Source organism: Stenotrophomonas terrae, assembly GCF_001431465.1.
Classification (GTDB): Bacteria; Pseudomonadota; Gammaproteobacteria; order Xanthomonadales; family Xanthomonadaceae; genus Stenotrophomonas; species Stenotrophomonas terrae.
This window is the reverse complement of record NZ_LDJJ01000010.1, coordinates 34681-56706: the sequence shown is the minus strand read 5'-3', so window position 1 is coordinate 56706 and position 22026 is coordinate 34681. Positions and strand designations below refer to the sequence as shown.

The 22026-nt window shown below is 64.0% G+C and carries 21 protein-coding genes; 10 read left to right on the top strand and 11 right to left on the bottom strand.

Translation table 11 applies throughout. The features are described from left to right. Positions 1–3: 3 nt before the first annotated feature. The 3 genes from lldR to lepB form a co-directional block, all read right to left on the bottom strand. Positions 4–768 carry a transcriptional regulator LldR gene (gene lldR / locus ABB27_RS04185; protein ID WP_057627043.1) on the bottom strand — a complete coding sequence of 255 codons (765 nt, stop codon included), beginning with the start codon at positions 766–768 and terminating at the stop codon, positions 4–6. A gap of 54 nt (positions 769–822) precedes the next feature. Continuing rightward, positions 823–2481 (bottom strand): L-lactate permease, encoded by a 1659-nt coding sequence (lldP, locus tag ABB27_RS04180; protein ID WP_057626977.1) that lies wholly within the window; start codon positions 2479–2481, stop codon positions 823–825. A 353-nt stretch (positions 2482–2834) separates the two neighbouring features. Continuing rightward, positions 2835–3455 carry a signal peptidase I gene (gene lepB, locus ABB27_RS04175; protein ID WP_057626976.1) on the bottom strand — a complete coding sequence of 207 codons (621 nt, stop codon included), beginning with the start codon at positions 3453–3455 and terminating at the stop codon, positions 2835–2837. 192 nt (positions 3456–3647) lie between these two features. On the opposite strand from lepB, the gene ABB27_RS04170 reads away from it, so the two are divergent. The 6 genes from ABB27_RS04170 (at position 3648) to ABB27_RS04145 (ending at position 6196) form a co-directional block, all read left to right on the top strand. Beyond that, the gene (locus tag ABB27_RS04170; RefSeq protein ID WP_057626975.1) at positions 3648–4061 is read left to right on the top strand and encodes a hypothetical protein; all 414 of its coding nucleotides are present in this window, start codon (positions 3648–3650) and stop codon (positions 4059–4061) included. A 93-nt stretch (positions 4062–4154) separates the two neighbouring features. After that, complete coding sequence (locus ABB27_RS04165; protein ID WP_244479131.1) at positions 4155–4514, top strand: 3-dehydroquinate dehydratase; 360 nt, start codon at positions 4155–4157, stop codon at positions 4512–4514. Between the two features lies 1 nt (position 4515). After that, complete coding sequence (locus ABB27_RS04160; RefSeq protein ID WP_057626973.1) at positions 4516–4722, top strand: hypothetical protein; 207 nt, start codon at positions 4516–4518, stop codon at positions 4720–4722. Between the two features lie 188 nt (positions 4723–4910). Next, positions 4911–5255: a hypothetical protein gene (locus ABB27_RS04155; protein WP_057626972.1), complete on the top strand. Its 345-nt coding sequence runs from the start codon at positions 4911–4913 to the stop codon at positions 5253–5255. Between the two features lie 75 nt (positions 5256–5330). After that, on the top strand, positions 5331–5762 hold the full coding sequence (locus ABB27_RS04150) for a hypothetical protein (protein ID WP_152984432.1): 432 nt from the start codon (positions 5331–5333) through the stop codon (positions 5760–5762). Next, positions 5759–6196, top strand: coding sequence for a hypothetical protein (locus tag ABB27_RS04145; protein ID WP_057626970.1), 438 nt, complete (start codon positions 5759–5761; stop codon positions 6194–6196). Before ABB27_RS04150 ends, ABB27_RS04145 begins: the two co-directional genes overlap by 4 nt. Before the next feature lie 205 nt (positions 6197–6401). Here the strand turns inward: ABB27_RS04145 and ABB27_RS04140 are convergent, their stop codons facing one another. The 8 genes from ABB27_RS04140 to ABB27_RS04105 all read right to left on the bottom strand — a co-directional run bounded on the left by ABB27_RS04140 (position 6402) and on the right by ABB27_RS04105 (position 17967). Then, positions 6402–7262 (bottom strand): PA4780 family RIO1-like protein kinase, encoded by an 861-nt coding sequence (locus tag ABB27_RS04140; protein WP_057626969.1) that lies wholly within the window; start codon positions 7260–7262, stop codon positions 6402–6404. Between the two features lie 384 nt (positions 7263–7646). Next, a complete protein-coding gene (locus ABB27_RS04135) occupies positions 7647–9203 on the bottom strand; it encodes an FAD-binding oxidoreductase (RefSeq protein ID WP_057626968.1) in 1557 nt (518 codons plus the stop codon). A gap of 14 nt (positions 9204–9217) precedes the next feature. After that, the gene (locus ABB27_RS04130) at positions 9218–10798 is read right to left on the bottom strand and encodes an alpha/beta hydrolase (protein ID WP_057626967.1); all 1581 of its coding nucleotides are present in this window, start codon (positions 10796–10798) and stop codon (positions 9218–9220) included. 9 nt (positions 10799–10807) lie between these two features. Beyond that, positions 10808–11803, bottom strand: coding sequence for an NADP-dependent oxidoreductase (locus tag ABB27_RS04125; RefSeq protein WP_161809607.1), 996 nt, complete (start codon positions 11801–11803; stop codon positions 10808–10810). Between the two features lie 12 nt (positions 11804–11815). Further along, a complete protein-coding gene (locus ABB27_RS04120) occupies positions 11816–12988 on the bottom strand; it encodes an acyl-CoA dehydrogenase family protein (RefSeq protein ID WP_057626965.1) in 1173 nt (390 codons plus the stop codon). Between the two features lie 55 nt (positions 12989–13043). After that, complete coding sequence (locus tag ABB27_RS04115; RefSeq protein ID WP_161809606.1) at positions 13044–14444, bottom strand: flavin monoamine oxidase family protein; 1401 nt, start codon at positions 14442–14444, stop codon at positions 13044–13046. A 146-nt stretch (positions 14445–14590) separates the two neighbouring features. Further along, positions 14591–17026 (bottom strand): TonB-dependent receptor, encoded by a 2436-nt coding sequence (locus ABB27_RS04110; protein WP_057626963.1) that lies wholly within the window; start codon positions 17024–17026, stop codon positions 14591–14593. A gap of 89 nt (positions 17027–17115) precedes the next feature. Next, on the bottom strand, positions 17116–17967 hold the full coding sequence (locus ABB27_RS04105) for a DUF1838 family protein (protein WP_057626962.1): 852 nt from the start codon (positions 17965–17967) through the stop codon (positions 17116–17118). Between the two features lie 467 nt (positions 17968–18434). Between ABB27_RS04105 and ABB27_RS04100 the strand changes: the two genes are divergently transcribed. The 4 genes from ABB27_RS04100 (at position 18435) to ABB27_RS04085 (ending at position 22020) form a co-directional block, all read left to right on the top strand. Beyond that, positions 18435–19622 (top strand): class I SAM-dependent methyltransferase, encoded by a 1188-nt coding sequence (locus ABB27_RS04100; RefSeq protein ID WP_057626961.1) that lies wholly within the window; start codon positions 18435–18437, stop codon positions 19620–19622. Beyond that, complete coding sequence (locus ABB27_RS04095) at positions 19619–19978, top strand: hypothetical protein (RefSeq protein WP_057626960.1); 360 nt, start codon at positions 19619–19621, stop codon at positions 19976–19978. Before ABB27_RS04100 ends, ABB27_RS04095 begins: the two co-directional genes overlap by 4 nt. Before the next feature lie 48 nt (positions 19979–20026). Continuing rightward, entirely contained in the window at positions 20027–20533 is a 507-nt protein-coding gene (locus tag ABB27_RS04090; protein WP_057626959.1) for a hypothetical protein, read from the top strand. A 344-nt stretch (positions 20534–20877) separates the two neighbouring features. Further along, the gene (locus ABB27_RS04085; protein WP_152984431.1) at positions 20878–22020 is read left to right on the top strand and encodes a nitrilase-related carbon-nitrogen hydrolase; all 1143 of its coding nucleotides are present in this window, start codon (positions 20878–20880) and stop codon (positions 22018–22020) included. Positions 22021–22026 lie beyond the last annotated feature (6 nt).

The window sequence follows — 22026 nt, the reverse complement described above, 5'->3', positions numbered from 1 at the left end:
GGGTCAACCGTGGGGGGAAGGAAGCCGCGAAGCACGGGCACGCCGGGCTTCGTCTTCATCGAGCGTGCGCAGCGTGGTGTGCACGAACTCAAGATGGGTATGCGCGGCGGCACGCGCACGCTCAGGGTCGCCGGCCAATACCGCATCCATCATTTCGCGGTGCTGGTCGGACAAGGGGGAAAACGTGGCCGAGGCGGTGTAAAGCTTCTCGCGGCTCTGCGAGATGTTGGTCTGCAGCAGCTCGAACAAACCCCGCATCACCTGCAGCAGCACCAGATTGTGCGAGGCCTCGGCGATGGACAGATGGAAGGCGGCATCGGCACGCGCCTCACCGGCCGGATCATCCTTGCCGTGCGCATCCATCATGGTCTGGAAGGCCTGCGCTATGCGCGCACGGTCCTCGTCGGTTGCCCGCAACGCGGCATGCCAGGCGGTAGCGCCTTCCAGCGCGTGGCGGATCTCCAGCACGTCGAAGCGGTACTCCGGATCGCCCTGGAACAGCGGCAGATACGGCGCCAGCGGCTCATCCAGGGCAAGCCGGGCGCGCGCGGCCGGCTCGGCCACATAGGTGCCGCCGCCCACCCGCGCCACCAGCAGGCCCTGGCTGCCGAGCTGGGCAATCGCCTCACGCAGCGCGGTACGCGAGACCCCAAGCTGTACCGCCAGGGCGCGCTCGGAAGGCAGCCGGTCACCGGGCTGCAGTTGTTGTTCGTCCACCAGCACGCGCAACTGCGCGGCCACCTTGTCGGAAATGCGTTGCGTACTCATGCCGACATTGTGGCCCGAAGCTGCGCGGCGTTGGCGGATGCGCGCGGCCATGGCTCAGGGAATCATCCAGGTCAGCCAATAGGCCTGCGCGGTGGTGATCAGGCCAACCATCACGGTGAAGATCAGGCTGTGCTTGACGGTGAAGCGGAACAGGTCCGATTCCTTGCCGGCCAGGCCCACGGCCGCGCAGGCAATGGCGATGGATTGCGGCGAGATCATCTTGCCGGTGACGCCACCGGTGGTATTGGCGGCGACCAGCAGCACTTCGGACACACCAATCTGCTGCGCGGTGGTTGCCTGCAACGCCGAGAACAAGGCGTTGGACGAGGTATCCGAACCGGTCAGGAACACCCCCAGCCAGCCCAGGAACGGCGAGAAGAAGGTGAAGGCCTTGCCGGTATGGGCAAGCGCCAGTGCCAGCGTCGCCGACAGCCCGGAGTAGTTGGCGATGAAGGCGAATGCCAGCACCATGCCGATGGAGTAGATCGGCATCTTCAGTTCGTTGACGGTTTCACCGAAGGTACGTACTGCCGCACGCACCGGCATGCGCAGGTAGATGATGGCGATTACCGCCGCCAGCATGATCGCGGTGCCGGTGGCCGAGAACGCATCGAACTTGTACACCGCCTCGTAGGCGGTAGGCGCGTTCACGATTGGCGGCATCTTCTGCACCAGCTGGTCCAGGCCCGGCACCGGCAGTTTCACTACCCAGTGTTCGAGCGGGCCACCGAGGGCAAACAAGGCCTTGAACGGTTTGATGCTCCACAGCGTCACCATCGCGGTGAGGATCAGGAACGGCGACCACGCCTTGGCGATCTGCGCGGCGCTATAGCGCGGTGCTTCCTGCGCCTGTGCGGCGGCCTCGCTGCTGGCCTCGGTTTCAAAGCGGAAGATGCGCTTGGGCTGCCAACGGCGCAGGAACAGCGTCAGGCACACCAGCGACGCCAAGGACGCGGTGATGTCCGGCAGCTCCGGGCCGATGAAGTTGGAAGTCAGGTATTGCGCGATGGCGAACGAGCCACCGGCAATCAGCACCGCCGGCCAGGTTTCCTTGATGCCGCGCCAGCCATCCATGATGGCCATGATCCAGAACAGCACGATGATGGTCAGGAACGGCAACTGACGCCCGGCCATCTGCCCGATCTCGAAGGCATCCAGGCCGGTGACCTGGCCGGCGACGATGATCGGGATGCCCATCGCGCCAAACGCCACCGGCGCGGTGTTGACGATCAGGCACAGGCCGGCCGCATACAACGGCTTGAAACCCAACCCGACCAGCAGCGCAGCAGTGATCGCCACCGGCGCACCGAAACCTGCCGCGCCCTCCAGGAAGGCACCGAAGGCAAAGCCCACCATCAGCATCTGCAGCCGCTGGTCTTCGGTCACCGACAGGATCGAGGCGCGGATGATGGCGAATTGACCGGTCTTGACTGCGATCTTGTACAGGAACACCGCACCGATGATGATCCAGGCAATCGGCCACAGCCCGTACAGGAAGCCGAACCCGGCTGCGCCCAGGGCCTGCGCCACCGGCATCCGGTAGAAGAGCAGCGCAACCGCCAAGGCGATGGCGACGGTAATGGTGCCGGCCAACCAGCCCTTCATGCGCAGCACGGCAAGGGCGACGAAGAAGAAAGCGATCGGCAACAGCGCGATCAGGCTGGACAGCCAGAGGTTGCCAGCGGGGTCGTACAGTTGTTCCCAGGGCTGCATGCAGGATCTCGTCAAAGGCGGAAGGCGGCCCACCCGCAGGTGGATGAGGCGGCCCCGGGTATTGGTATTACCAATATTCATGGAGGCCGACCAACGAGACGCGATTGAATCGCCGTTTCCGCGAAGATCCTATTAGACCATAGGGTTAGTGAAGGATATTGGTAATACCAATGTGGCGCAGCTTTGTGGGAGCGGCGTAAGCCGCGAAGCCGGCATCACTACAGCCCTCCTCTGTTTGCCAATGCATCAATGCAGTTCGCGGGCATTACCCGCTTCGCGGCTGACGCCGCTCCCACAACACAACAAAAAAACCGGCACGTTTCCGCGCCGGCTCTTTGCATCGATGTGTTGGTTTACAGCCGCAGCCACTCCGGCCCGTCACCGCGCCGCCAGTACACCGCCACCGCCTTACCGTAGACCGTATCGGCATCCACAAAGCCGAAGAAACGGCCGTCGAAACTGTCGCCGCGGTGATCGCCTACCACCAGCAACTTGCCGGCGGGAATGCGGATGCCATTGATATCCGGGCCGCCGCCATCGTCCAGGTCCAACTGCACCTGCTTGTTGCCGAACAGCTCGTGCGCAACCTCCTGCCGCAGCGGCTTGCCGTTGATGGACAGATAGCCATCGTGCAGCTGCACGCGGTCGCCGCCCACCGCAACCACACGCTTGATCAGCCGCGTGCCGTCGGCGGGCGAATCAAACACCGCCACATCGCCGCGCTGCGGCGCCTGCCCGGCCAGCAGCTGCACATCGGTGAATGGAACACGCAGGCCGTAGGCACGCATGTCCACTACCACCCGGTCACCCGGCTGCAAGGTGGGTTGCATCGAGCCGCTGGGCACCTGGTAGTGATTGGCCAGGCTGTCACGGGCTGCAAACAGCAGCAGCAACATCACCGCCAGCGGCAGGGCTTCGCGGCGAATCCACTGCACGACGGGATGGGGTGATGCAACGGGCGCGGTCTGGTTCATGGCTGATCAGCAACTCCGGGGTTAGCCAACTGACCTTCCGGGCTCAGCGAAGTTCCCTGCGGCAGCCAAACCCAGGCCACAGACTTTGCTACGCAGACTTTACGCTGCCGCGCCCACCCATCATGGCGATTTGATGCCGCAGCGGCGCACCGTGGCACCACCGCGCCGCATGGCGCTTGAACGTGGTGCTACATGAGCGTTTTACTGATCCGGCATACCCGCAACCCAGCAATGCCGGATGCGTCCCTACTGCCTGCACAACTCGCCGGGCAGCCGCTGCAATGCCTGCACTGCGGCTCACTGCCGGCACTGGCCCAGTGTCTGCACAACGCACGATACCCGGCACCGACCTGGGTGCTGATTGAAAACAGCGCCACCGACGATACGCAATGGGCATTGCATGGCCGTACTGTGTGCAACGCCTTGGACGCCCTACCGGCGCCGTATATCGAAATCGCCAGCAATGATGCCGATACCCTGGAAACCCATCTGCATCCCCATCATGCGGCCACCGCGGTGGTGGTCTGCAGTACCGGCACCGACGAAGCGCGGCGCTTGTCGCTTGCGATTACCACCCGTCTGCTCAGCAACGGACAAGGTGCCTGAGCCATGGCGATCTTCATCGTACGTGGGCCCGAGGCTTCTGATGCGCAGCTGCAAGCTGCTCCACCTCTGCCAAGCAAGGTCATGAATGCATTGGTGCATCGCGCACTCGACGTCGGTATCAGCGTGGCGCAGCGCAACTGCCGCTCCGAACAGGAACTGCTGGACTCGCTGTGCGCGGCCGACCACAACCCGGACGACGTGATCCTGCTGGCCCCCGCCGCCTGTGTGCACAGCGCCCGCCTGCAGCGACTGCTGCCTCGCCTGCGCAACGCCTACGTGGAAGTTCACGAGGATACCAGCGGCGCGCCGCAGTCCTGCCTGCCGGAGCGCCTTGGCCATCGTCTTGGCATCGCCCAGGGCTACTGTGCGCAAAGCTATGTACTGGCCATGGAACTGGCACTTGAACACCTGTGCTGCAGCGATGTCGGCGACCGCGTGCATGTAGGCACCTGAGATGAATGCGCATCGCTACATCGTTGGCTATGAGGTCTATCTGGATGGCCACCCGTTCTGGTGGGGGCATCTGGCACTGCGTCTGGATGAAGGCGATCCATTGCTGCTGCAGCCACAGGCGCTGTTGGATCATATCTGCGCGATGGCGGCGGAGCGACATGATGTCGCTGCGGCGCAGGTGCGATTGAAGATGATCAGTCGGTTGTAGCGTACGACGTTCCAGCTCTCAGGCTTCGCGGCTTACGCCGCTCATACACAAGGCTGGTGGATTGCTTGGAATGCCCCTTGCCGAGCATGGCTCGGCACTACATGCGGCGGTCTGGCCCGCTTTTGCAGTTGGGCTACGCCAATTACACTCAGCCAGCCTTCTTCTTGAACTGCGGTTGCCAGGTCCATATGCCTCTCCTCAACGGCTTCACGCTGGGCCAGGATTTCGACATCGAAACCGAGCTGGTACAGGCCTGCAACGAAGACCCGAACAACATCCTGGAACAGCTGGTTTTCAGCTCGGAGCTGGATTTCTGGCCCTGCTGTGAGCAACTCGACAGCGCGCTGTCGCTTCGCTACGGGCCATCCGCTGCGCCGGTGGTGAGTGTGCAGGGAGAGGTCTCCGTGGCCTGCTACACCTTCGCAAAGGACGCAACACGGGTTACCGCGCAGATATCCTGCGAAGGGCCGAACTACCGCTGCCATGGCTTCATCCATGCCACTACTTGCTGGCAGCCGGATTCGAGTTCGTGATTCGCTATCATCGACCAGCGGGCGGGTACACGCCTGCGTGACGCACGCACTCGATTCCCAAGGACGATCTCTGACATGAATAGTCATTCCATGCTGCTGTGCTTGCTGCTTGCCGTTGCGCCGGCTGCTGCGGCCGATACCCCGGACGAGGCGGCCACATTGGCCATCGTCACCGCCGGCCATTGGCAGTCAGGGCAACAGCATGGTGTTTACCGGGTGCGGTTGGAGAACGTGGGCTTCGAGCACGTGTCCTGCCGCGTCTGGATCGAATGGCTGAGCGCACCGGCCTCCGGGCAACCCTTCACGACGGTTGCAAGGCTGCCATTGGCTGAAGCATCGGACAGCTTCTGGTCGTGTCCCAACCGAAGCGGCACTGTCGTGCTGAGCGACGCAGCGTTGCAGCTCAATCTGGTTCATGCGTATTCGCTGGAGCCGCGTGTGTTCAATGTGGCGCTGGGTGCGCCGGGGCACTACCAGTTGCAGACCGAGGGGAGTGCATCACCGTGACGAATGGAATCTCCCGGGCTTTCACCCTGACGGCGGGCACTTCGCGCTTCGTCGGCCGCAGCCCTTTGTTGCTTGGGGTGCTGCTACTGGGCGCATGCGCAACCCGCCCCGGCCCGCTGGGCGCTTTGTCCAACATCGTGGTTACCGGCAGTGGCGTCGACAACGAGCGCGATGCGCTTCTGTGCGATGGATTCAAACCTGATGCGCAGCAGCTGCGTGTGTTCTTCCGCCATGCCGTGTTGATCACCCCGCGCCAGGAACATGATTTTTTCCTGCACGGGCCCTGCTATGTGCGCGGCACGCTCACCACCCGCTATGACAGTTGGCACTGGGAACTGCGCAACGGCGGCACCGCGCGGGTTACTTCCGCTGCGGGTGATGATTCCTTCCTGCTGGCCGATCCGCGTGAGGAATCATCGCTTGGCGATGAGTGAGGCCAGCGCCGTTCCGTAGTGCCGAGCATGGCTCGGCACTACAGGACCCGATCTTGTAGGAGCGGCGTAAGCCGCGAAGCTCAAGCTCGAACAGGTCGCCGACATTCTGGTGGTCCAGGAATTATCGGCCTCGCGGCTTACGGCGCTCCCACAAAGCTGATGGATGGCTGGGAAAGCCCCTGCCGAGCATGGCTCGGCACTACGCTCAGTAGTCTTCTTCGGCGGCGGCTTCGCGGCCTTGCTGGCGGATCAGGGCTTCTTCGCGGGCGTCGTTGATGGCGTGGCGGACGCTGTCCAGGTCCACGGCGCGTTCGTCCGGGGTGAACAGGCCGGTCAATACGGTATCGGGCAGCAGGTCACCGGCTTCGAACAACTCCCACATCTCTTCGCCGTACCAGGTATCCAGCAGCTCGGGCGCGCTGCGGCCGAGGTTGGCGGTGAGATTGTTGACGTCACGCAGCAGCATGGTGCGCGCGGCATTGTTGCCACCGGCACTGACCACCTGCGGGAAATCGATCACCACCGGGCCATCCGGCCCAACCAGTACGTTGTACGGCGACAGATCGCCGTGGATCAGGCCGCAGCACAGCATCAGCTTGACCTGCTGCACCAGCACGGTATGGAACTCCCGCGCCTGCTCGGCGCTCAGTTCTACCTCGCCCAGGCGAGCAGCGCTGAAGCCTTCGGCGTCGGTCACCAGCTCCATCACCAGCACGCCATGGAAATAACCGAACGGCTCAGGGACACGCACGCCGGCGTCGCGCAGCTGGTACAGCGCATCCACCTCGGTGTTCTTCCAGGCCGCTTCCTGCTGTTTGCGGCCGTAGTTGCTGGCCTTGCCAATGGCGCGGGCCTCACGGCTGCCGCGCACCTTGCGGCCTTCCTGGTACTGCACGCGCTGCTGGAAGCTGCGCTGTGCCATGTCCTTGTAGACCTTGGCACAGCGGACTTCACCGCCGCTGCGGACGACGTAAACCGCCGCTTCCTTGCCGCTTTTCAGCGGTCGCAGAACCTCGTCGATGACGCCGTCGTCTATCAGTACCTGCAGTTGTTGGGGTGTTTTCACGATGTCTCGGTGGATGCGGGTGGCGGTCCGATCTGCATCGAACGTGGGCCGTCCGGGTGGGATCAGGCGGGCATATTGTTGCCGATGGTACGGAAACCGGCCAGCCATGGAAGCAGAAAAGGGTTCAGGCTGGTCAGTTGTACTGGCATCTACGCGAACGGCCAGGCGTTGGGCCTGGCCGTTGGGTTGGGGTTGTTGCCGGGGGTGCAGCAGGCTTCGCCTGCCCCCTCTCCCCAACCCCTCTCCCGCGAGGGGAGAGGGGCTCAAGCGGCACGGCTGCGGCTTCGAGTGCTGCCTCAACCCGCAGAATCCCAGCCCCTCTCCCCTTGCGGGAGAGGGTGTCCCCGCGAACGCGGGGGCGGGAGAGGGGGTGCTTTGCCAGCCTCAGCGGCTGAGCACGCCCGGGTTCATCAGGCCCTTGGGGTCGAGCTGAGCCTTGATCGCATCGAGCAGGGCCAGGCCGGCCGGGTCGCGGCCGGCGCGGTAGTCGTAGAACTTGCCCAGCTGCAGGTTGGCCGCACCGTGCGCGCGCATGGTGTCGGCGATCTGGCGCTTGAGGACATCGGCTGCGGCGCGCGCTTCCAGGTGCTCACCCGGGCAGCCGATGCGCTCGCGGTGATCGGCGTCGACGGTGCGCTGGTGGAAGGCGTTGTGGCTGTCTGGCCAGTAGATGCAGGGCTCGATCACCACCGTCTGCGCGCCCACGCTGGACAGCAGCGTGCCGATGAAGATGCCGTGCTTGTCCATGGTTTCCTGCTCGCGCGCGAACAGTTCCTGCAGCGCCTTGAACATGCTGGTGGCCCTGGAATGCGGCACCAGCGCGTGCACCGGCGCCCAGCGCTCGCCCTGCGGGCCCAGCATCGAGTTCCATGCGGCGAAGGGATTGGCCGCCATCATCTTGGGGATGGATGGCTCCACGCTTTCACCGAACTCGCCCACCAGCTTGCGCGCGCGGGCGACGCGGTCGGCCACTTCGGCGGTGCTGTCGCCCTCCAGGGTGATGTGCAGCGAGAACTGTTCCTGGTCGACGATGTCGCGGCCCTTCACCGCCAGCTTCAGGCCGGAGATCAGGCCGCCCTTCTTGATCACATTGGTCAGCGCCTTGACGTCGCTGGACAGGCCGGCGCGGCGCATGCGCACACGCGTCAGCGCCGGGTCGAAGGCCGCTGTTTCACTGGCCAGGCCATTGCGCGCCAACACGCCCAGCGCGGCAAACAGGCCTTCAGCGGTGGGGAACTGCCAGGACAGATAGTCGATATGCGCGTGCCTGGGAATCAGCTTGAGCACGATGCGGGTCTTGATGCCGAGCAGGCCGCAATCGCCAAGGAACAGGCCGGTCAGGTCCGGGCCGTACCAGCGGAAGAACGGCGCGGTATTGGCCGCAGCCGCCGAGCCAGTGGTGAGGATGTCGCCATTGGCGGTGACCACCTGCAGGCCCAGCACCACGTCGGCCGAGCAGCCATAGCGGGCACTGCCATGGAAGATCGCGCCCTGCGACATGCCGCCGCCGACGGTAGCGTGCGAGCCGGACATCGGCCCGAAGTACGGCGTGCGCACGCCCTTGGCATCCAGCGCTTCTTTCAGGGCGCGCCAAGTAACACCGGCCTCGACCACGACGTAGGCGTCTTCCAGATTGATCTCGATGATTTTGTCCAGCGCGCCGGTATCGACCAGCACCGCCGGGCTCTGCGCGGCGGTATAGCCGCCGGTATAGCTCATGCCACCACCACGGGCGATCACCGCCACCCCGGCTTCGGTGAGCTGCTTGACCGCATCGGCCAGCTGCTGCGTATCGTTCGGGCGCAGCACTGCCAGCAGCGGCTTGCCCTGCGAATAGACGTCGGTGGAGAAATACTCAAGCTCGCTGGCATCGGTGACGATGCTGTCGCCCCAGCCGGATTGCAGGCGGTCGATGACGGCGTTTGCGGTGTCGTTGCTCATGGGGGTCCTTCAGCTCAGGCAGACAGGGCGGCAGCGCGCCCCTGGTAATCGGATTCGGTATCGGTGAGCACGCGCAGCGGTACCGGCAAGGCGCGCAGGCGTGTGCTCAGATCGGGCGTGGTGACATCGCGTAGCAAGCCCTGCAGGCGCGCGCCCAGACGCAGCAGCTCGACCACGTTGGCGTGTACCGACGCCGGTGCTGGCGCGTCGACGCGGCGGCGTGCAGCAGCGCTGGGCGGCAGCCACGGCCACAGCAGGTGGCGCTCGCGCTCCCATTGCCAGGCGTCGCAGAGATAACCGCCGGCGCGGTCAATGACCGTGGTCGGCAGGCTCTGCAGCAGCAGCGCCTGTTCCTCGGCGGTGAGCAGCCACGGCGAGTGCAGCACCACCTCGGCAACGCGCGTGCCCAATGCATCCACCAAGGCGGGCACGTAGCCAGCGGCCGCGCCATGCGCCTCGATCACCAGCGGCAAGGTCTTGTCTGTGGGAATGGCATCGCACAGTGCGGCGACCAGCGTCGCCGCGTCCAGCGGGCTCTCGCTTTCGCAGGAAGCGCCATGGCCGGGCAGGTCCGGCAGCAACCACGCGCTGTCACCAGCATCGATCTGCTGCGGCGACAGCGGGCGCGTGCCCGGCGCGTGCAGGCACAGGCGCAATGCACCCTGCCCTGCGCGCTCCCACACCGCCGTGTCTCCGGCAGCGGTGGCGATGATGCGACGCTGCCAGTTGTTCGATGCGGCCGCAGAAGTGGAAGCTTCGACAAAGACCGGCTCGTTCGCCAGGCTCTGCGCCAACCAGCCGTCCATGCTGTCGTGCATGGCGGGAATGCCGTTGGGCTCTTCAACCACCGTCACGTTGGCCGGCAGGTCACGCAAGCGTGGCATATGCGCCAACAGCGGATCGCCATGGCGGTACACCAGCCAGGACGGCATCTGCAGCTGCTGCACCCAGAAATGATCGTTGTGGCGGAATGCGGCGGCATAACCGGCGCGGTAGGTATCGCCCACGTCGAGCACGTCCATCACCGTTTCGCGGCTGCTGTCAGTGGTCTGCGGTGCAATCGCCATCGCCGCTTCGGCGCGGCCGTCGTACCAGGGGAAGTAATACTTCTGCTCGCGCATGCGCGACCACAGCCAGCGTAGGTGCGAGCCGTCCCACTGCGGCACGAACGGCGGCAGATAGGCATCGCCGTACAGCGCGCTTTCTTCCGGGGTGAAGGCGGCATAGCCATCGACCACCAGCGCAGCAACCCGCGCCGGCTCGGCCCAGGCCAGCCAGGTCGCGATCAGGCCGCCGGTATGCATGCCGAATACGGCGAAGCGCTGCAGGCCCAGTGCATCGATGAACTGCAGCGTGGCGGCACCGAAATCGGCAATCGTCATCGGGTTGCCGGGCAAGGCATCGGAATAACCGAAGCCCGGCGTGTCCGGCGCAATCACGGTGTAACGGTCGGCATAGCGCTGCATCATCGCCGTCCACATCCGCGAGTTCTGCGGTGACTGGTGGATCAGCACCAGCGCAGGGCCACTGCCGGCAATGCGGTAATGCACCTGCCGCCCGTTGACGGACAGGAAGCGCCGTTGGATCTGGGTCATGCGTGTTCCTTAGAGCCGTACCAGCGCCTTGCCCAGGTTGTCGCCATTGAGCAGGCCAATGAAACCAGCCGGCGCAGAGGCCAGCCCGTCGTGGATGTGTTCGCGGTAGCGCAGCGTGCCGGCGGCAATCATCTGCGCCAGTTCGCTGCGGCATTGCGCGAAGTCGCCCAGATGGTCGTAGACCACCAGGCCTTCAAGCCGTGCGCGCGCGCCGATCACCGGGCCCAGGTTGGGGCCGGCCGGGCGTTCGGCACGGTTGTATTGATCGCTTAGCCCGCACAGCACTACCCGTGCATGCAGGCGCAGCAGTGACAGCGCCGCTTCCAGTACGGCGCCGCCGACGTTGTCGAAATAGCCATCGATGCCATCCGGGCAGGCCGCGCGCAGCGACGCGACAAAGTCCGCATCGCGGTAACTGACGCAGGCATCGAAGCCGAATTCGTCGGTGACGATGGCGCACTTCTGCGCGCTGCCGGCAATGCCGACCACGCGACAGCCGGCAGCCTTGCACAGCTGGCCCACCACGCTGCCAACGGCACCGGCGGCGGTGGATACCAGGATGGTCTGGCCAGCCTTGGGCTGCAGGATCCTGCGCACACCGGCCCAGGCGGTAAGACCCGGAACACCGAGCACGCCGACGGCGGTGCTGACCGGCGCCAGCGCCGCATCAATCAACGACGCTGCGTTTGCTTCCATTGCCGCGAACTCGGCCCAGCCGGTCATGCCGGCAACCACGTCACCTGGCTGGAAGCGGCCACTGCGGTCTTCGACCACCGTGCCGATGCCGTAGCCCGGCACGATGCTGCCCAACGGCGGACACGGCACCGCATAACGGCCACCGAGCTGTGCACGCAGGAAGGGGTCCAGCGACAACCATTGCACCTGCACCCGCAGCTGGCCGTCACCAATCAGCGGTAGCGGCAGCTGGCGCAGTTCAAAGTCCTGCGCCTGCGGCATGCCTTGGGGAACCTGCCGCAGGCAGACGGCCTGCATTGTCGTGTGCAAGCCGTCCATCGATCAGAACGCGTTGATGCCGGTCAGCTCGCGGCCGATCACCAGCTGGTGCACGGTCTCGGTGCCTTCGTACGTGATCACCGACTCCAGGTTCAGCGCATGGCGGATCGCACCGTGTTCGGTGGTGATGCCGGCACCGCCGAGCAGGTCGCGGCATTCGCGGGCGATGTCGATGGCCAGACGGCAGTTGTTCCACTTGGCCAGCGACACCTGCTGCGGCTGCATCTGCCCGGCGTCCTTCAGGCGGCCGAGCTGCAGTACCAGCAACTGGCCGGCGGTGATGCGGCGGGCCATGTCAGCCATCTTGATCTGCGCGCTCTGGGTGGCGGCGACCGGGCGGCCGAACAGGATGCGCTCCTTGGTATAGGCCAGCACTTCGTCCAGGCAGGCGATGGCCGCACCCAGCGGGCCCCAGGTGATGCCGTAGCGGGCCTGGGTGAGGCAGCCGAGCGGGCCCTTCAGGCCCTTCACGTTGGGCAGGCGGTTGGCATCGGGCACGCGCACGTTGTCGAAGAATAGCGCGCCGGTCACCGAGGCGCGCAGGCTCATCTTGTGCTTGATCTCCTGGGCGGTGAAGCCCGGGGTGCCCTTCTCGATGACAAAGCCCTGCACGCCTTCGTCGGTGTTGGCCCAGACGATGGCGATATCGGCCACCGAGCCATTGGTGATCCACATCTTGGAACCATTGATCACCCAGTCACCGCCGTCCTTCACGGCACGGGTCTTCATGCTGGCCGGGTCGGAGCCGCCGTGGGCTTCGGTCAGGCCGAAGCAGCCGATCACCTTGCCGCGCGACATGTCCGGCAACCAGCGCATGCGCTGCTCTTCCGAACCGTAGGCGTAGATGGGATACATGCACAGCGAGCTCTGCACCGAGACGAAGCTGCGGATGCCGGAATCACCGCGCTCCAGTTCCTGGCAGATCAGGCCGTAGCTGACGCTGTTCAAACCGGCGCCGCCGTACTGTTCCGGCAACGAGCTGCCGAGCAGGCCCATGTCGGCGATTTCGCCGATCAATTCGGTGGGGAAGCGGCCCTGGTCGAAGCAATCGCCGATGATCGGCAGCACGCGCTCATCGGTGAAACGGGCGACGGAATCCTGTACAGCGCGTTCTTCCTCGCTCAGCAGCGAACGCACGTCGAACAAATCGTAGGGGTTCAGTGTCTTCAGGCTCATTACTGTCTCTGGAAGGCGCATCCGCGCCCGGAAGGTAGGGGATAAGGTAGTTCAATCAGGCCGAAAGAATTGCTGCAGCTGCACGTTCGCCTGAGCTGACGGCCGCTTCCATGCCCGGAACCTGCAGTTCGGTCTGCTCGCCGGCAAAGTGGATACGACCGAACGGGGTATTGGCCCACAGCATGGTTTCCAGGAAACGGCCGGGGGTGATTTCGGAGAACGCGCCGTCGGCCAGCGGATCGCTGCCCCAGCTGCGGGTCTCCAACGGGACCAGGGCGCCCTTGGACGCCGGCCGCAGGCGCTCCATGGCGTTGATCACCCAGGCAAAACGGGCCTCGCGGTCCAACATGTCAGCCTGCCGGGCCATGGCGCCATTGAGCCAGACGATCAGGCGGTTGATCTGGCCATCAGCGCCCGGCACGGCAAACACGCGCTGCAACGGGCCATCGCCCCACAGCGACAGCGGCAGGCCGTCGTCTTCCCAGAATTTGCGGGTGGGATGCAGGTGCACGGTGGTCACCGCATTGGAGCTGCGTGCCGACCACACTTCCTGCTGCGCCACCGGCGGTGCCGGATCGATGGCGATGCGGCTGAGCGGCCCGCTGGGCAGGGCCAGCACCAGGTGCGCGGCACGGAAACGGCGGCCATCGGCGCAGCGCACTTCCAGCGTGCCACGCACCGACTCCACCCGGGTGACCTGGGCATCGAGTACCGGCGGCTGCGCAAGCGAGGCGGCCATGGCCTCCGGCAGCGCCTGGCTGCCGCCTTGCACCCAGCCGGTGCCCTTCGAACCAAACCGCCGCAACGCATCGCGGCGCAGGGCATCCAGCGCGCTGATGGTCTGCAGCGAGGAAAAACTATTGCCGATATCCATCCATTGCAGCGCCTGCGGCGACCAGCCCTTGCTGGCAATCAGCTGCGCCAGCGGGATATCCAGCGAGAGATTGTTGGGGTCGCGCCAGCTGTCCAGCGCCGGCAGGCCCAGCTCACCGATCGCGGAGGCCAGCAGCATCGGCGGCAGCACACCGTGTTCGCGGCCCTGCAGTGTATTGAGGGGGCTTTCACCCCATTGCAGCGCAGGCACCAGCCTGTCGCCCAGTACCAGGCCCAGCCCTGCAGCGGTCGGCAAGGCGACCGACGGTGGCTCGATGCCGACACCGACGCGCTTGGCGTGGGCATGCACGCGTTCGTAGCCAGTGCCCACTTCCACGCCGCCGATTTCAAAGCGGATGCCATTGCGCACTACGGTCTGCAGGCGGCCGCCAACACGCGGATTGGCCTCCAGTACGGTAACGCGGGCACCACCGGCTTCCAGCGCATGCGCGGCAGCCAAGCCGGCCAGCCCGGCACCGACCACGATGACATCGCTGCTCGGTACTTTGGCGTGCAGCATGCCCGGCAGCAACGACAGTGCGGCCATGGCGGAAACTCCCTTGATGAAATCGCGTCGTTGCATTGCGGGGACCTGAGGTGCGGGTTGCTGTTGTTTCATTGCCGTCCTTCCCACACCGGTGGAAAGGACGCTGATCATTTCCGGTAAATCCAAACGGGCGATTTGCGGGTTGGGAGCACGCAGCGCGCCCTCCCAACCCGCGCTGGCGCTTAGAACTTGTAGCTGACTTCCACGCCGTACATGCGCGGCAACGACGGGGTAAGACCGAAGTCGCGCAGGTTGGTCACGGCCAGGCCGGTCAATGGCGGCACTGCCGGCACGGCCACATAAGCGTCCGGATTGATCGTGCGCTGTGCGTCTTCCAGGGTGCGGTCGTTGAACGCGTTGTTGACATAGGCCGAAACCTGCAGCTGCTCGGTCGGGCGGATGCTGAAGCGGAAGTTGGTACGGGTGGAAGCGCCGATATAGGCCAGGTTGTCGACCTGGATGTAACGCTTGCCCTCGTAGTTCACGTCCATGTTGGCGGTGTATTCCCAACCATTGGACAGTGCACCGTCATACATCAGGCCCAGCGTCGCCTTGTGCTTGGGCACACGCGGCAGCGTGGCGCCGGCAGCATCGGCGGCCGGATCAGCCAGCGTCGGTGCGTTGCTGCTGGAGAACAGATCGGCCTGGTCCTGGCTGATGAACTTCAGGATCTCGGCATCGGTGTACGAATACGCCAGGCTGGCCAGCCAGCCTTGGGCGAACGCCCATTGGCTTTCCAGCTCGAAGCCACGGATGCGCGACTCACCGACATTGGTGGTGTAGCTGGTCGAGAACAACGAGCCGTTCTTGCGGATCACCGGGCCGGTTTCGGTCAGCTGCTGGTTGGTCCAGTCGATCTGGTAGATGTTGGCGTTGACACGCAGGGTGCCGTCCAGCCAATCACTCTTCATGCCCAGTTCGTAGTTCCAAGCCTCTTCTTCCTTGTACGTGTTCAAGCCACGCGCGATCAGCGCGTCACGCTCGGTTTCAAGGAAGTCGGCGCGATAGACGTCGGTATTGAAGCCGCCCGGCTTATTGCCCTTGGACACCAGGCCGTACAGATTGACGTTTTCCTGCGCCTGGTAGCTCAAGGTCCAGCGCGGGGTGAAGCTGCTGAAGGTCTTGGCCAATGCATACGGCTGGCGATAGGTGCCGGCACCCAGTACACGGACGTCGGTGCCACCCTTGCTGATCTCATCGCGCGCATAGCGGCCTTCCAGCGAGGTGGTCCACTGGTCGTTGATGTGCCAGTTGATCAGGCCGTAGAGCGCCTTGTTGACGGTCTGGTCATCGGGATTGGCGGGGATGGTGGTCACCACCTTGTTGCCGCCGATGGTGTAGCCGGTCAGGTCGCCACCCCAGCCCGGCTGTGCCTGCTGCTTGTAGTAATACGCGCCGAGCATGCCCGACACGGCCAAGCTCTGGTCGGTGGTCAGGCGGATGTCCTGCGACCAGTTCTTGACGCCGGTATTGCTGAAACTCTCGAATGCGCCGCCGTAGCCACGGATGGTGCTGTAATCCTGGTCGCTGGCCGAATAGGTTTCGCTCTTGTTGTACGCCGAGGTCGAGGTCAAGTTCCAGCCGTTGGCGAACAGGTAGTCGACGACCACGCTGGTGCGCAGCAGGTCGGTCTTGCGCCCGGAGAAGTAACCAGCAGTTTCGAATTCCTGGGTATTGAGCGCATATTCCGACGGCGCCTTCAGCTCACCACAGTAGTAACCGCGACGGCGCGACTCGAGGATCGGATACAGACCGAAATACAGGTCGCCGGTGGGCTCAGGCAGGTAGCAGTTGAGGTTTTCGCTACCCAGGCGCGCGGCGGCAAAGTGCTGGTCGCGGCTCTTCTGCTGCATCACGCGTGCGGTGATATCCAGCGCATCGGTCGGCGACCAGGCGATGGCAGCCATGCCGCTGATGGTTTCGGTGCCGTTGAGGTCTTTCTTGCCCGAGGCGTTGTTGTAGAACACGCCATCGTTGCCGCGCTTGTTCAGGCTCAGGTCGTAACCGAACGAACCATCGTCATTCGCGCCGGAATAGAACAGGCCCATCTTTTCCTGGCCGTAGTTGCCGGCACCCAGGGTGACCTTGCCGCCCGGCGCGCTGCCCGGGCGCTTGGTGATGAAGTTGACCGCACCGGAGAAGGTGCGGCGACCGAACGCCGCCGACTGCGGGCCACGGATCACTTCCACGCGCTGGATGTTCTCCAGGCCGTAGCTGGAGATATCACCTTCGACATAGATGCCGTCGATGAAGAACGAGGCGTTGGACTCGCCCTGGATGTTGGACATGCCGCGGATAACCGGGCGGTCGAAGCCGCGGCCGTAGCCGGACTTGAACGAGAAACTCGGCGACAGGTTGGCGATGTCACGCACGTCGACCAGGCCCTTCTTCTCGATGGTCTGCGCGGACATGGCGGTGATCGGCAGCGGCATCTGCTGCAGCGGTTCGGACACACCGCGTGCGGTTACGGTGATCTGGTCAAGGCTCTGTACGGCATCGCTGTTGGCGGCCGGCGGTGCAGCCGATTCGTCGGCGGCCTGGGCCGCGGCGTTGCCTGCGCACAACATCAGTGCAAAGGCGATCGAGGAGCACAGCAGGTCTGGCTTGATGATTTTCATTTATTTCCCGACTGGAAAGTTTGATCGGAATGGATTGGGAGGATGGATGCGCCGTCTTGGGGGAGGGTTCCGTCCAGTGTTTCCGTACTTCAGTCCTGCTGTTTCGCCGCCGCACCCTGCTTGAGCTGCTTGTAGTAGCTCCAGCTGGTGACGTTGGGTTGCACCCAGGTTGCAGGTGCGCGTGCGTACTCCGGGTAGCGGGTACGGACGAGTTCCTGGATATCGGCAGGCAGTTCACTGACCGAGGCGCGCTTGTTGCCCTGCGCGACGTACAGCAGATTGCCCGGGCGTGTGCCCAGCTTCATCCAGGGGAGCCACGGCCCGACACGGGTCCAGCCGTAGGTGACCGGCACGCTCTTCAGCGCCGGGTTTTCGAGGTCCGCGCGAGGCGCGAAAAACATGAAGTGCTCCGAGCCCATGTAGGTCGGGCCGGAAGACTCAGCGGGAAATTCGCTGGGCTGCAGCGGGTTGGGATAGGCCAACGGAATGTTGAGCGTCAACATCACCTGGTCGCCTGCTTCCACCCACGGCAGGTGCAGCGGCCGGCCCGGTGCATTGAGCACGGTGTTGACCGGGTCGTTGGCAACCTGCACCACTTCGTTGCGTTCGCCGGAGAACGGGTTGTCCCAGCTGTCGATGATCTTGCCGGTCTTCAGGTCGCGGTAGAACGTCAGCTCGCGGGTATACAGGCGCCACACGCCATCGGCCTGCTTCTCGGCACGGCAGATGTTGTAGCCCTCGAAGCCCAGCAGCGGTGCCGGCTTCTGCCCCGGCTCCTGCGAGAACAGGGTGCCGGCCCACCACAGGATCTCTTCCTGCTTCGGGTCCAGTGAACAACGCAGCTTGACCATTGCCTCAACGCTGCCCTGTTCGGACTGCAGATCCAGCGCTTTTGCCTGTGGCGAAAGTGCAATTGCGGCAGCCAGCAAAACAGATGACATTCGAATCATGTCTAACCCCCCGGTTGAAGTGGAGCCAGAAAGCCAGTGACTGGCGTGCTCCGGACCACAGAAGACGAGCCTGTTGACCCATCAAAGATGTCATATAGCTATATCATTAGTACATGATTGTCCAATCATTTGTAGAACCTATGTCGCAGATCCCGTGGCAGTGCTGGGGGGCGTGAAAACGCTGCAGCAGCGGGGCTTGGCGGGATTGCGCAAGATGCTGCTTTGCAACAAGAAATCCCCTGGCGGCGATGTGAAATCCGGCACTGGCATTTTGTCCGGACATTTGAGAAATTCGGGATTCAGGGGTGTTGGGCGACCTGATGGCAGCCGGCATCAGCGGCGTTTGTGAGCCGCGCAGCGGCAACCGCGGCACTGGTACCAATTGCCGCTTGACCCTGAGCAGATCCGCATGACATATAGATATAACTTTAGAACTTGAAGCCTTTCGAGGAGTTGCCATGAGCCAGCAAGCCCTACCCCCGAGTTGGCAGCACGTAGGCCGCCACGCGGTGTTCCCCGATAGCGCGCTGGATGACACCGCCCGCTTCGATTTCCTCGCCAACCTCAACGGCTACCTGGCCACCCAGCTCAGCCCCAAGGTCAAGCTGGCCTACGAGCAGCGGGTGAAGCCGGCGTTCGAGAAGGAAAAAGGCCGCGCCCCGGAAACCCGCCACGAAGTGCGCAAGGCGATGGCCGCCGATGGCATCTACCAGACCTGGAGCGCCCTGCGCCGCAGCAGCATGGAAATGCGCCAGCAGGCCGGCCGCGGCCTGGTGCTCAAACAGGTGGATGCGCTGATCGAAAAGGCACGCGCGCTCAATGCCAGCGACGATGGCCTGCAGCTGGATGCATCGGTGAAGGTGCCACGCTACTCCAGCGCCGTCGACATCCATTGCATGCCCGGCGGCTACCACACCGAACTGCTGGCCGATGACGTATCGGCAGCGGCCAACTACGACTGCGGCATCTTCGCCACCACCGGCGGCATGCTCGGCCGCTACAACGATGGCGGCGGCCAGGCGCTGGCGCAGTGGCTGCAGGAACAACACCCGCAGTTCAAGCCGCGCCGCATCCTCGATATCGGCTGCACCGTTGGCCACAACATCGTGCCGCTGGCGCAGGCCTTTCCGGACGCCGAAGTCATCGCCATCGACGTGGCCGCACCGATGCTTCGCTATGCGCATGCGCGTGCCCGCGCGCTTGGGGTGAACAACATCCGTTTCCGCCAGGCCAATGGCGAGGCGCTGGATTATGCAGATGGTTCGTTCGACCTGATCACCACCTCGATGTTCTGGCATGAGAGCTCGGCCACGGCGATGCCACGCAAGCTGCGCGAGATCCATCGCCTGCTGGCCGCCGGCGGCCTCACCGCGCATCTGGAACAGCCGCAGTACCACGGCATGGACCCCTACGAGCAATTCATCCGCGACTGGGATGCGTACAACAACAACGAGCCGTTCTGGAGCGTGATGCATGAGTACGACCTGCGCCAGATGATGGCTGCGGCCGGCTTCGAGGCCGATCGCTATTTCGAAACCAAGGTCCGCGGCGTGGTCGATCGGGACATCTTCCCGGTCGCCAGCGAAAGCGGCGAAGACCACGGCCGTGCTGCGCTGTGGACCATGTTTGGAGCCTGGAAAGCATGAGCATCGACCCGATCGCCCTGGCCGGCAGCCGCGCCCGTGGCAAGCGTCCGTACTTCTTCAAGGACCCGGACGTGGAGCGCGTGCTGTCCATCGCCATGGCCATCGCCATGGAGAACGCGGTGACCCACCAGCGGCTGGATGCGCTGGAACGTTTGATCGAAAACAAAGGCCTGCTCAGCCGCGAGGAACTGGACCAGTTCCGACCGGACCGTGAGGCCGAGGCCCAGCGCACGCTGTGGATGAAGGAATACATCGCCCGGGTACTGCGCATCGTGCAGCAGGAAACCGAGGCCTTGGAAGGCGGTGCTATGGACGTGCCGATGGAAGAAGTGATGGATGCACTTCGCAACGAATGAGGCCCGGCCTCAACTGATGACATCAACACGACCACAAGGGAAACCGCAATGCCGAACATGCAACTGCACCTGCCACTGCTGGCCCGCCACGAAGGCGTCTGGGACGGCGTATACCGTTATTACGATGCCAACGGCGACAAGATCGACGAGCACAAGTCGCGCCTGATCTGCCGCTTCCCCAGCGATGAGAACGTCCCCTACCACCAGACCAACCATTACAGCTGGGCCGACGGCAAGGTGGAAGTGCGCGACTTCCCGACCCGCTATGAATTTGGCCGGGTGATCTTCGACAACGAGCTGATCTACGGCTGGGCCGCCGAAGTGCCGTTGGACGACCATCACCGTACCGTGATGCTGTACTGGAAGCGCAAGGGCGAGGAAGGTTTGGAGCTGTACGAAATGATCCAGCTCTCCGATTGCGGGCAGATGCGCAACCGCATCTGGCATTGGTACAAGAACGGCGTGCTGGTACAGCGCACCCTGATCGACGAGAAGTTCGTCAGCCGCGACTGGCAGAAGATCAAGGGCGAGAGCTTCAACGGCGACCCGATCTGATCAGGTGAAAGGAATGATTACTCGGGGCGCGATGGCGCCCCGAGTTTGTTTGAACACTGCAGATGCTGCTTGAGCCCCTCTACCGCATGCGGGAGAGGGGTTGGGGTGAGGGGAAGCTCTTAAAGCTTTAAAGCTTTAAAGCTCTAAAGCTCCCCTCATCCACCCCTTCGGGGCACCTTCTCCCGCAAGCGGGAGAAGGGAAGCTGCAGAAGCAGAAACAATTGCAAAAGCCAAAAGCCAAAAGCACAAGCAACCGCAACCGCAACCGCAACCGCAACCGCAACCGCAACCGCAACCGCAACCGCAACCAACATGATCCAGGCTATCAACCACCGAGGTACGCAATGAGCAACACCCGCAGACATTTCCTGGGCAGTGCCGCCGGCCTGGCCGCATTGGGCGCGGTTGGCCCGTCCCTGCTGGGTGCCTCGGCACCGGCGCAGGCGGCAATGGGCAAAGGCCCGGACGCGCTCAATGAACGCACCGATGGCACCTATGACACCGTGGAACTGGCCAAGCCGGCCTGGACCCTGGGCCTGGTGCAGTCGCGCGTGCACAGCTTCGATGCCCGCGAATGGAAGTCGGCCACCAAGGCCAACCTGGCGCACATGCTGGACCTGATCGACAAGGCGCATTACCACGCCAAGCCCGACCTGCTGCAGTTCCACGAATTCCCGCTGACCGGCTGGCGCAAATGGACGCGCGAGGAAATCCTCAAGTTCGCCATCAACATTCCCGGCGAGGAAACCGAGGCCATCGCCAAGAAGGCACGCCAGTACGGTACCTGGATCGTGTTTGGCGCCTACGCCACCGATCCGGATTGGCCGGGCCACGTGCTGTCGATCACCACGATCATGAACGACAAGGGCGAGATCGTGGACAAGCACTGGAAGCCGCGCAACCTCAAGGGCGCCTTCCCGGATTTCGAGCTGTTCACCACCACCACTTACGACGTACTCGACCGCTACGTGGAAATGTACGGCCGCGACGCGGTCGTCCCGGTCACCCGCACCCCGCTCGGCAACATCTGCACCAGCTCCACCCAGCGCGAGCCGGAGCTGTTCCGGGCGATGGCGTTCAAGGGTGCCGAGGTGTTCCTGCGCACTGCATCGGGTGGCTTCTCGGAGATGGATGTCGCCGCCTGCGCGATGTACAACGGCGTCTACTCGTCCATCGTCAACAACTCGATCTCGCCGGACAATGGCCCCTACTTCGATGACCCGGGTTCAGGCGGCACCGCCCTGTACGACCCCAGCGGCAAGGCCATCGCCGAGGCACAGAGCAAGGAAGAAACCCTGGTGCTCGGCCGCGTCCCGATCGCCGAGCTGCGTGCACGCAAGCGCCAGCCGGTGGTGCACATGGATCTGTTCCGCGACGTCTACGACACCTACCAGAACGCCTATCCGCCGAACCTGTGGTCGGAGTACCTGCCCACCTCGCTGGAAGACGCCGCCCGCTACATCCGCGGCAAGTCCCGCTGGAAGTAAGCAGCG

Bases quoted from the DNA above. Each gene is read 5' to 3' on its own strand.
- ABB27_RS04105 (WP_057626962.1), bottom strand. From the start codon at position 17,967: ATGTCATCTGTTTTGCTGGCTGCCGCAATTGCACTTTCGCCACAGGCA.
- ABB27_RS04120 (WP_057626965.1), bottom strand. From the start codon at position 12,988: ATGAGCCTGAAGACACTGAACCCCTACGATTTGTTCGACGTGCGTTCG.
- ABB27_RS04160 (WP_057626973.1), top strand. From the start codon at position 4,516: ATGAATGCGCATCGCTACATCGTTGGCTATGAGGTCTATCTGGATGGC.
- ABB27_RS04110 (WP_057626963.1), bottom strand. From the start codon at position 17,026: ATGAAAATCATCAAGCCAGACCTGCTGTGCTCCTCGATCGCCTTTGCA.
- lepB (WP_057626976.1), bottom strand. From the start codon at position 3,455: ATGAACCAGACCGCGCCCGTTGCATCACCCCATCCCGTCGTGCAGTGG.
- ABB27_RS04085 (WP_152984431.1), top strand. From the start codon at position 20,878: ATGAGCAACACCCGCAGACATTTCCTGGGCAGTGCCGCCGGCCTGGCC.
- ABB27_RS04135 (WP_057626968.1), bottom strand. From the start codon at position 9,203: ATGAGCAACGACACCGCAAACGCCGTCATCGACCGCCTGCAATCCGGC.
- lldP (WP_057626977.1), bottom strand. From the start codon at position 2,481: ATGCAGCCCTGGGAACAACTGTACGACCCCGCTGGCAACCTCTGGCTG.
- ABB27_RS04115 (WP_161809606.1), bottom strand. From the start codon at position 14,444: ATGCAACGACGCGATTTCATCAAGGGAGTTTCCGCCATGGCCGCACTG.
- lldR (WP_057627043.1), bottom strand. From the start codon at position 768: ATGAGTACGCAACGCATTTCCGACAAGGTGGCCGCGCAGTTGCGCGTG.
- ABB27_RS04130 (WP_057626967.1), bottom strand. From the start codon at position 10,798: ATGACCCAGATCCAACGGCGCTTCCTGTCCGTCAACGGGCGGCAGGTG.
- ABB27_RS04090 (WP_057626959.1), top strand. From the start codon at position 20,027: ATGCCGAACATGCAACTGCACCTGCCACTGCTGGCCCGCCACGAAGGC.
- ABB27_RS04155 (WP_057626972.1), top strand. From the start codon at position 4,911: ATGCCTCTCCTCAACGGCTTCACGCTGGGCCAGGATTTCGACATCGAA.
- ABB27_RS04100 (WP_057626961.1), top strand. From the start codon at position 18,435: ATGAGCCAGCAAGCCCTACCCCCGAGTTGGCAGCACGTAGGCCGCCAC.
- ABB27_RS04170 (WP_057626975.1), top strand. From the start codon at position 3,648: ATGAGCGTTTTACTGATCCGGCATACCCGCAACCCAGCAATGCCGGAT.
- ABB27_RS04150 (WP_152984432.1), top strand. From the start codon at position 5,331: ATGAATAGTCATTCCATGCTGCTGTGCTTGCTGCTTGCCGTTGCGCCG.
- ABB27_RS04095 (WP_057626960.1), top strand. From the start codon at position 19,619: ATGAGCATCGACCCGATCGCCCTGGCCGGCAGCCGCGCCCGTGGCAAG.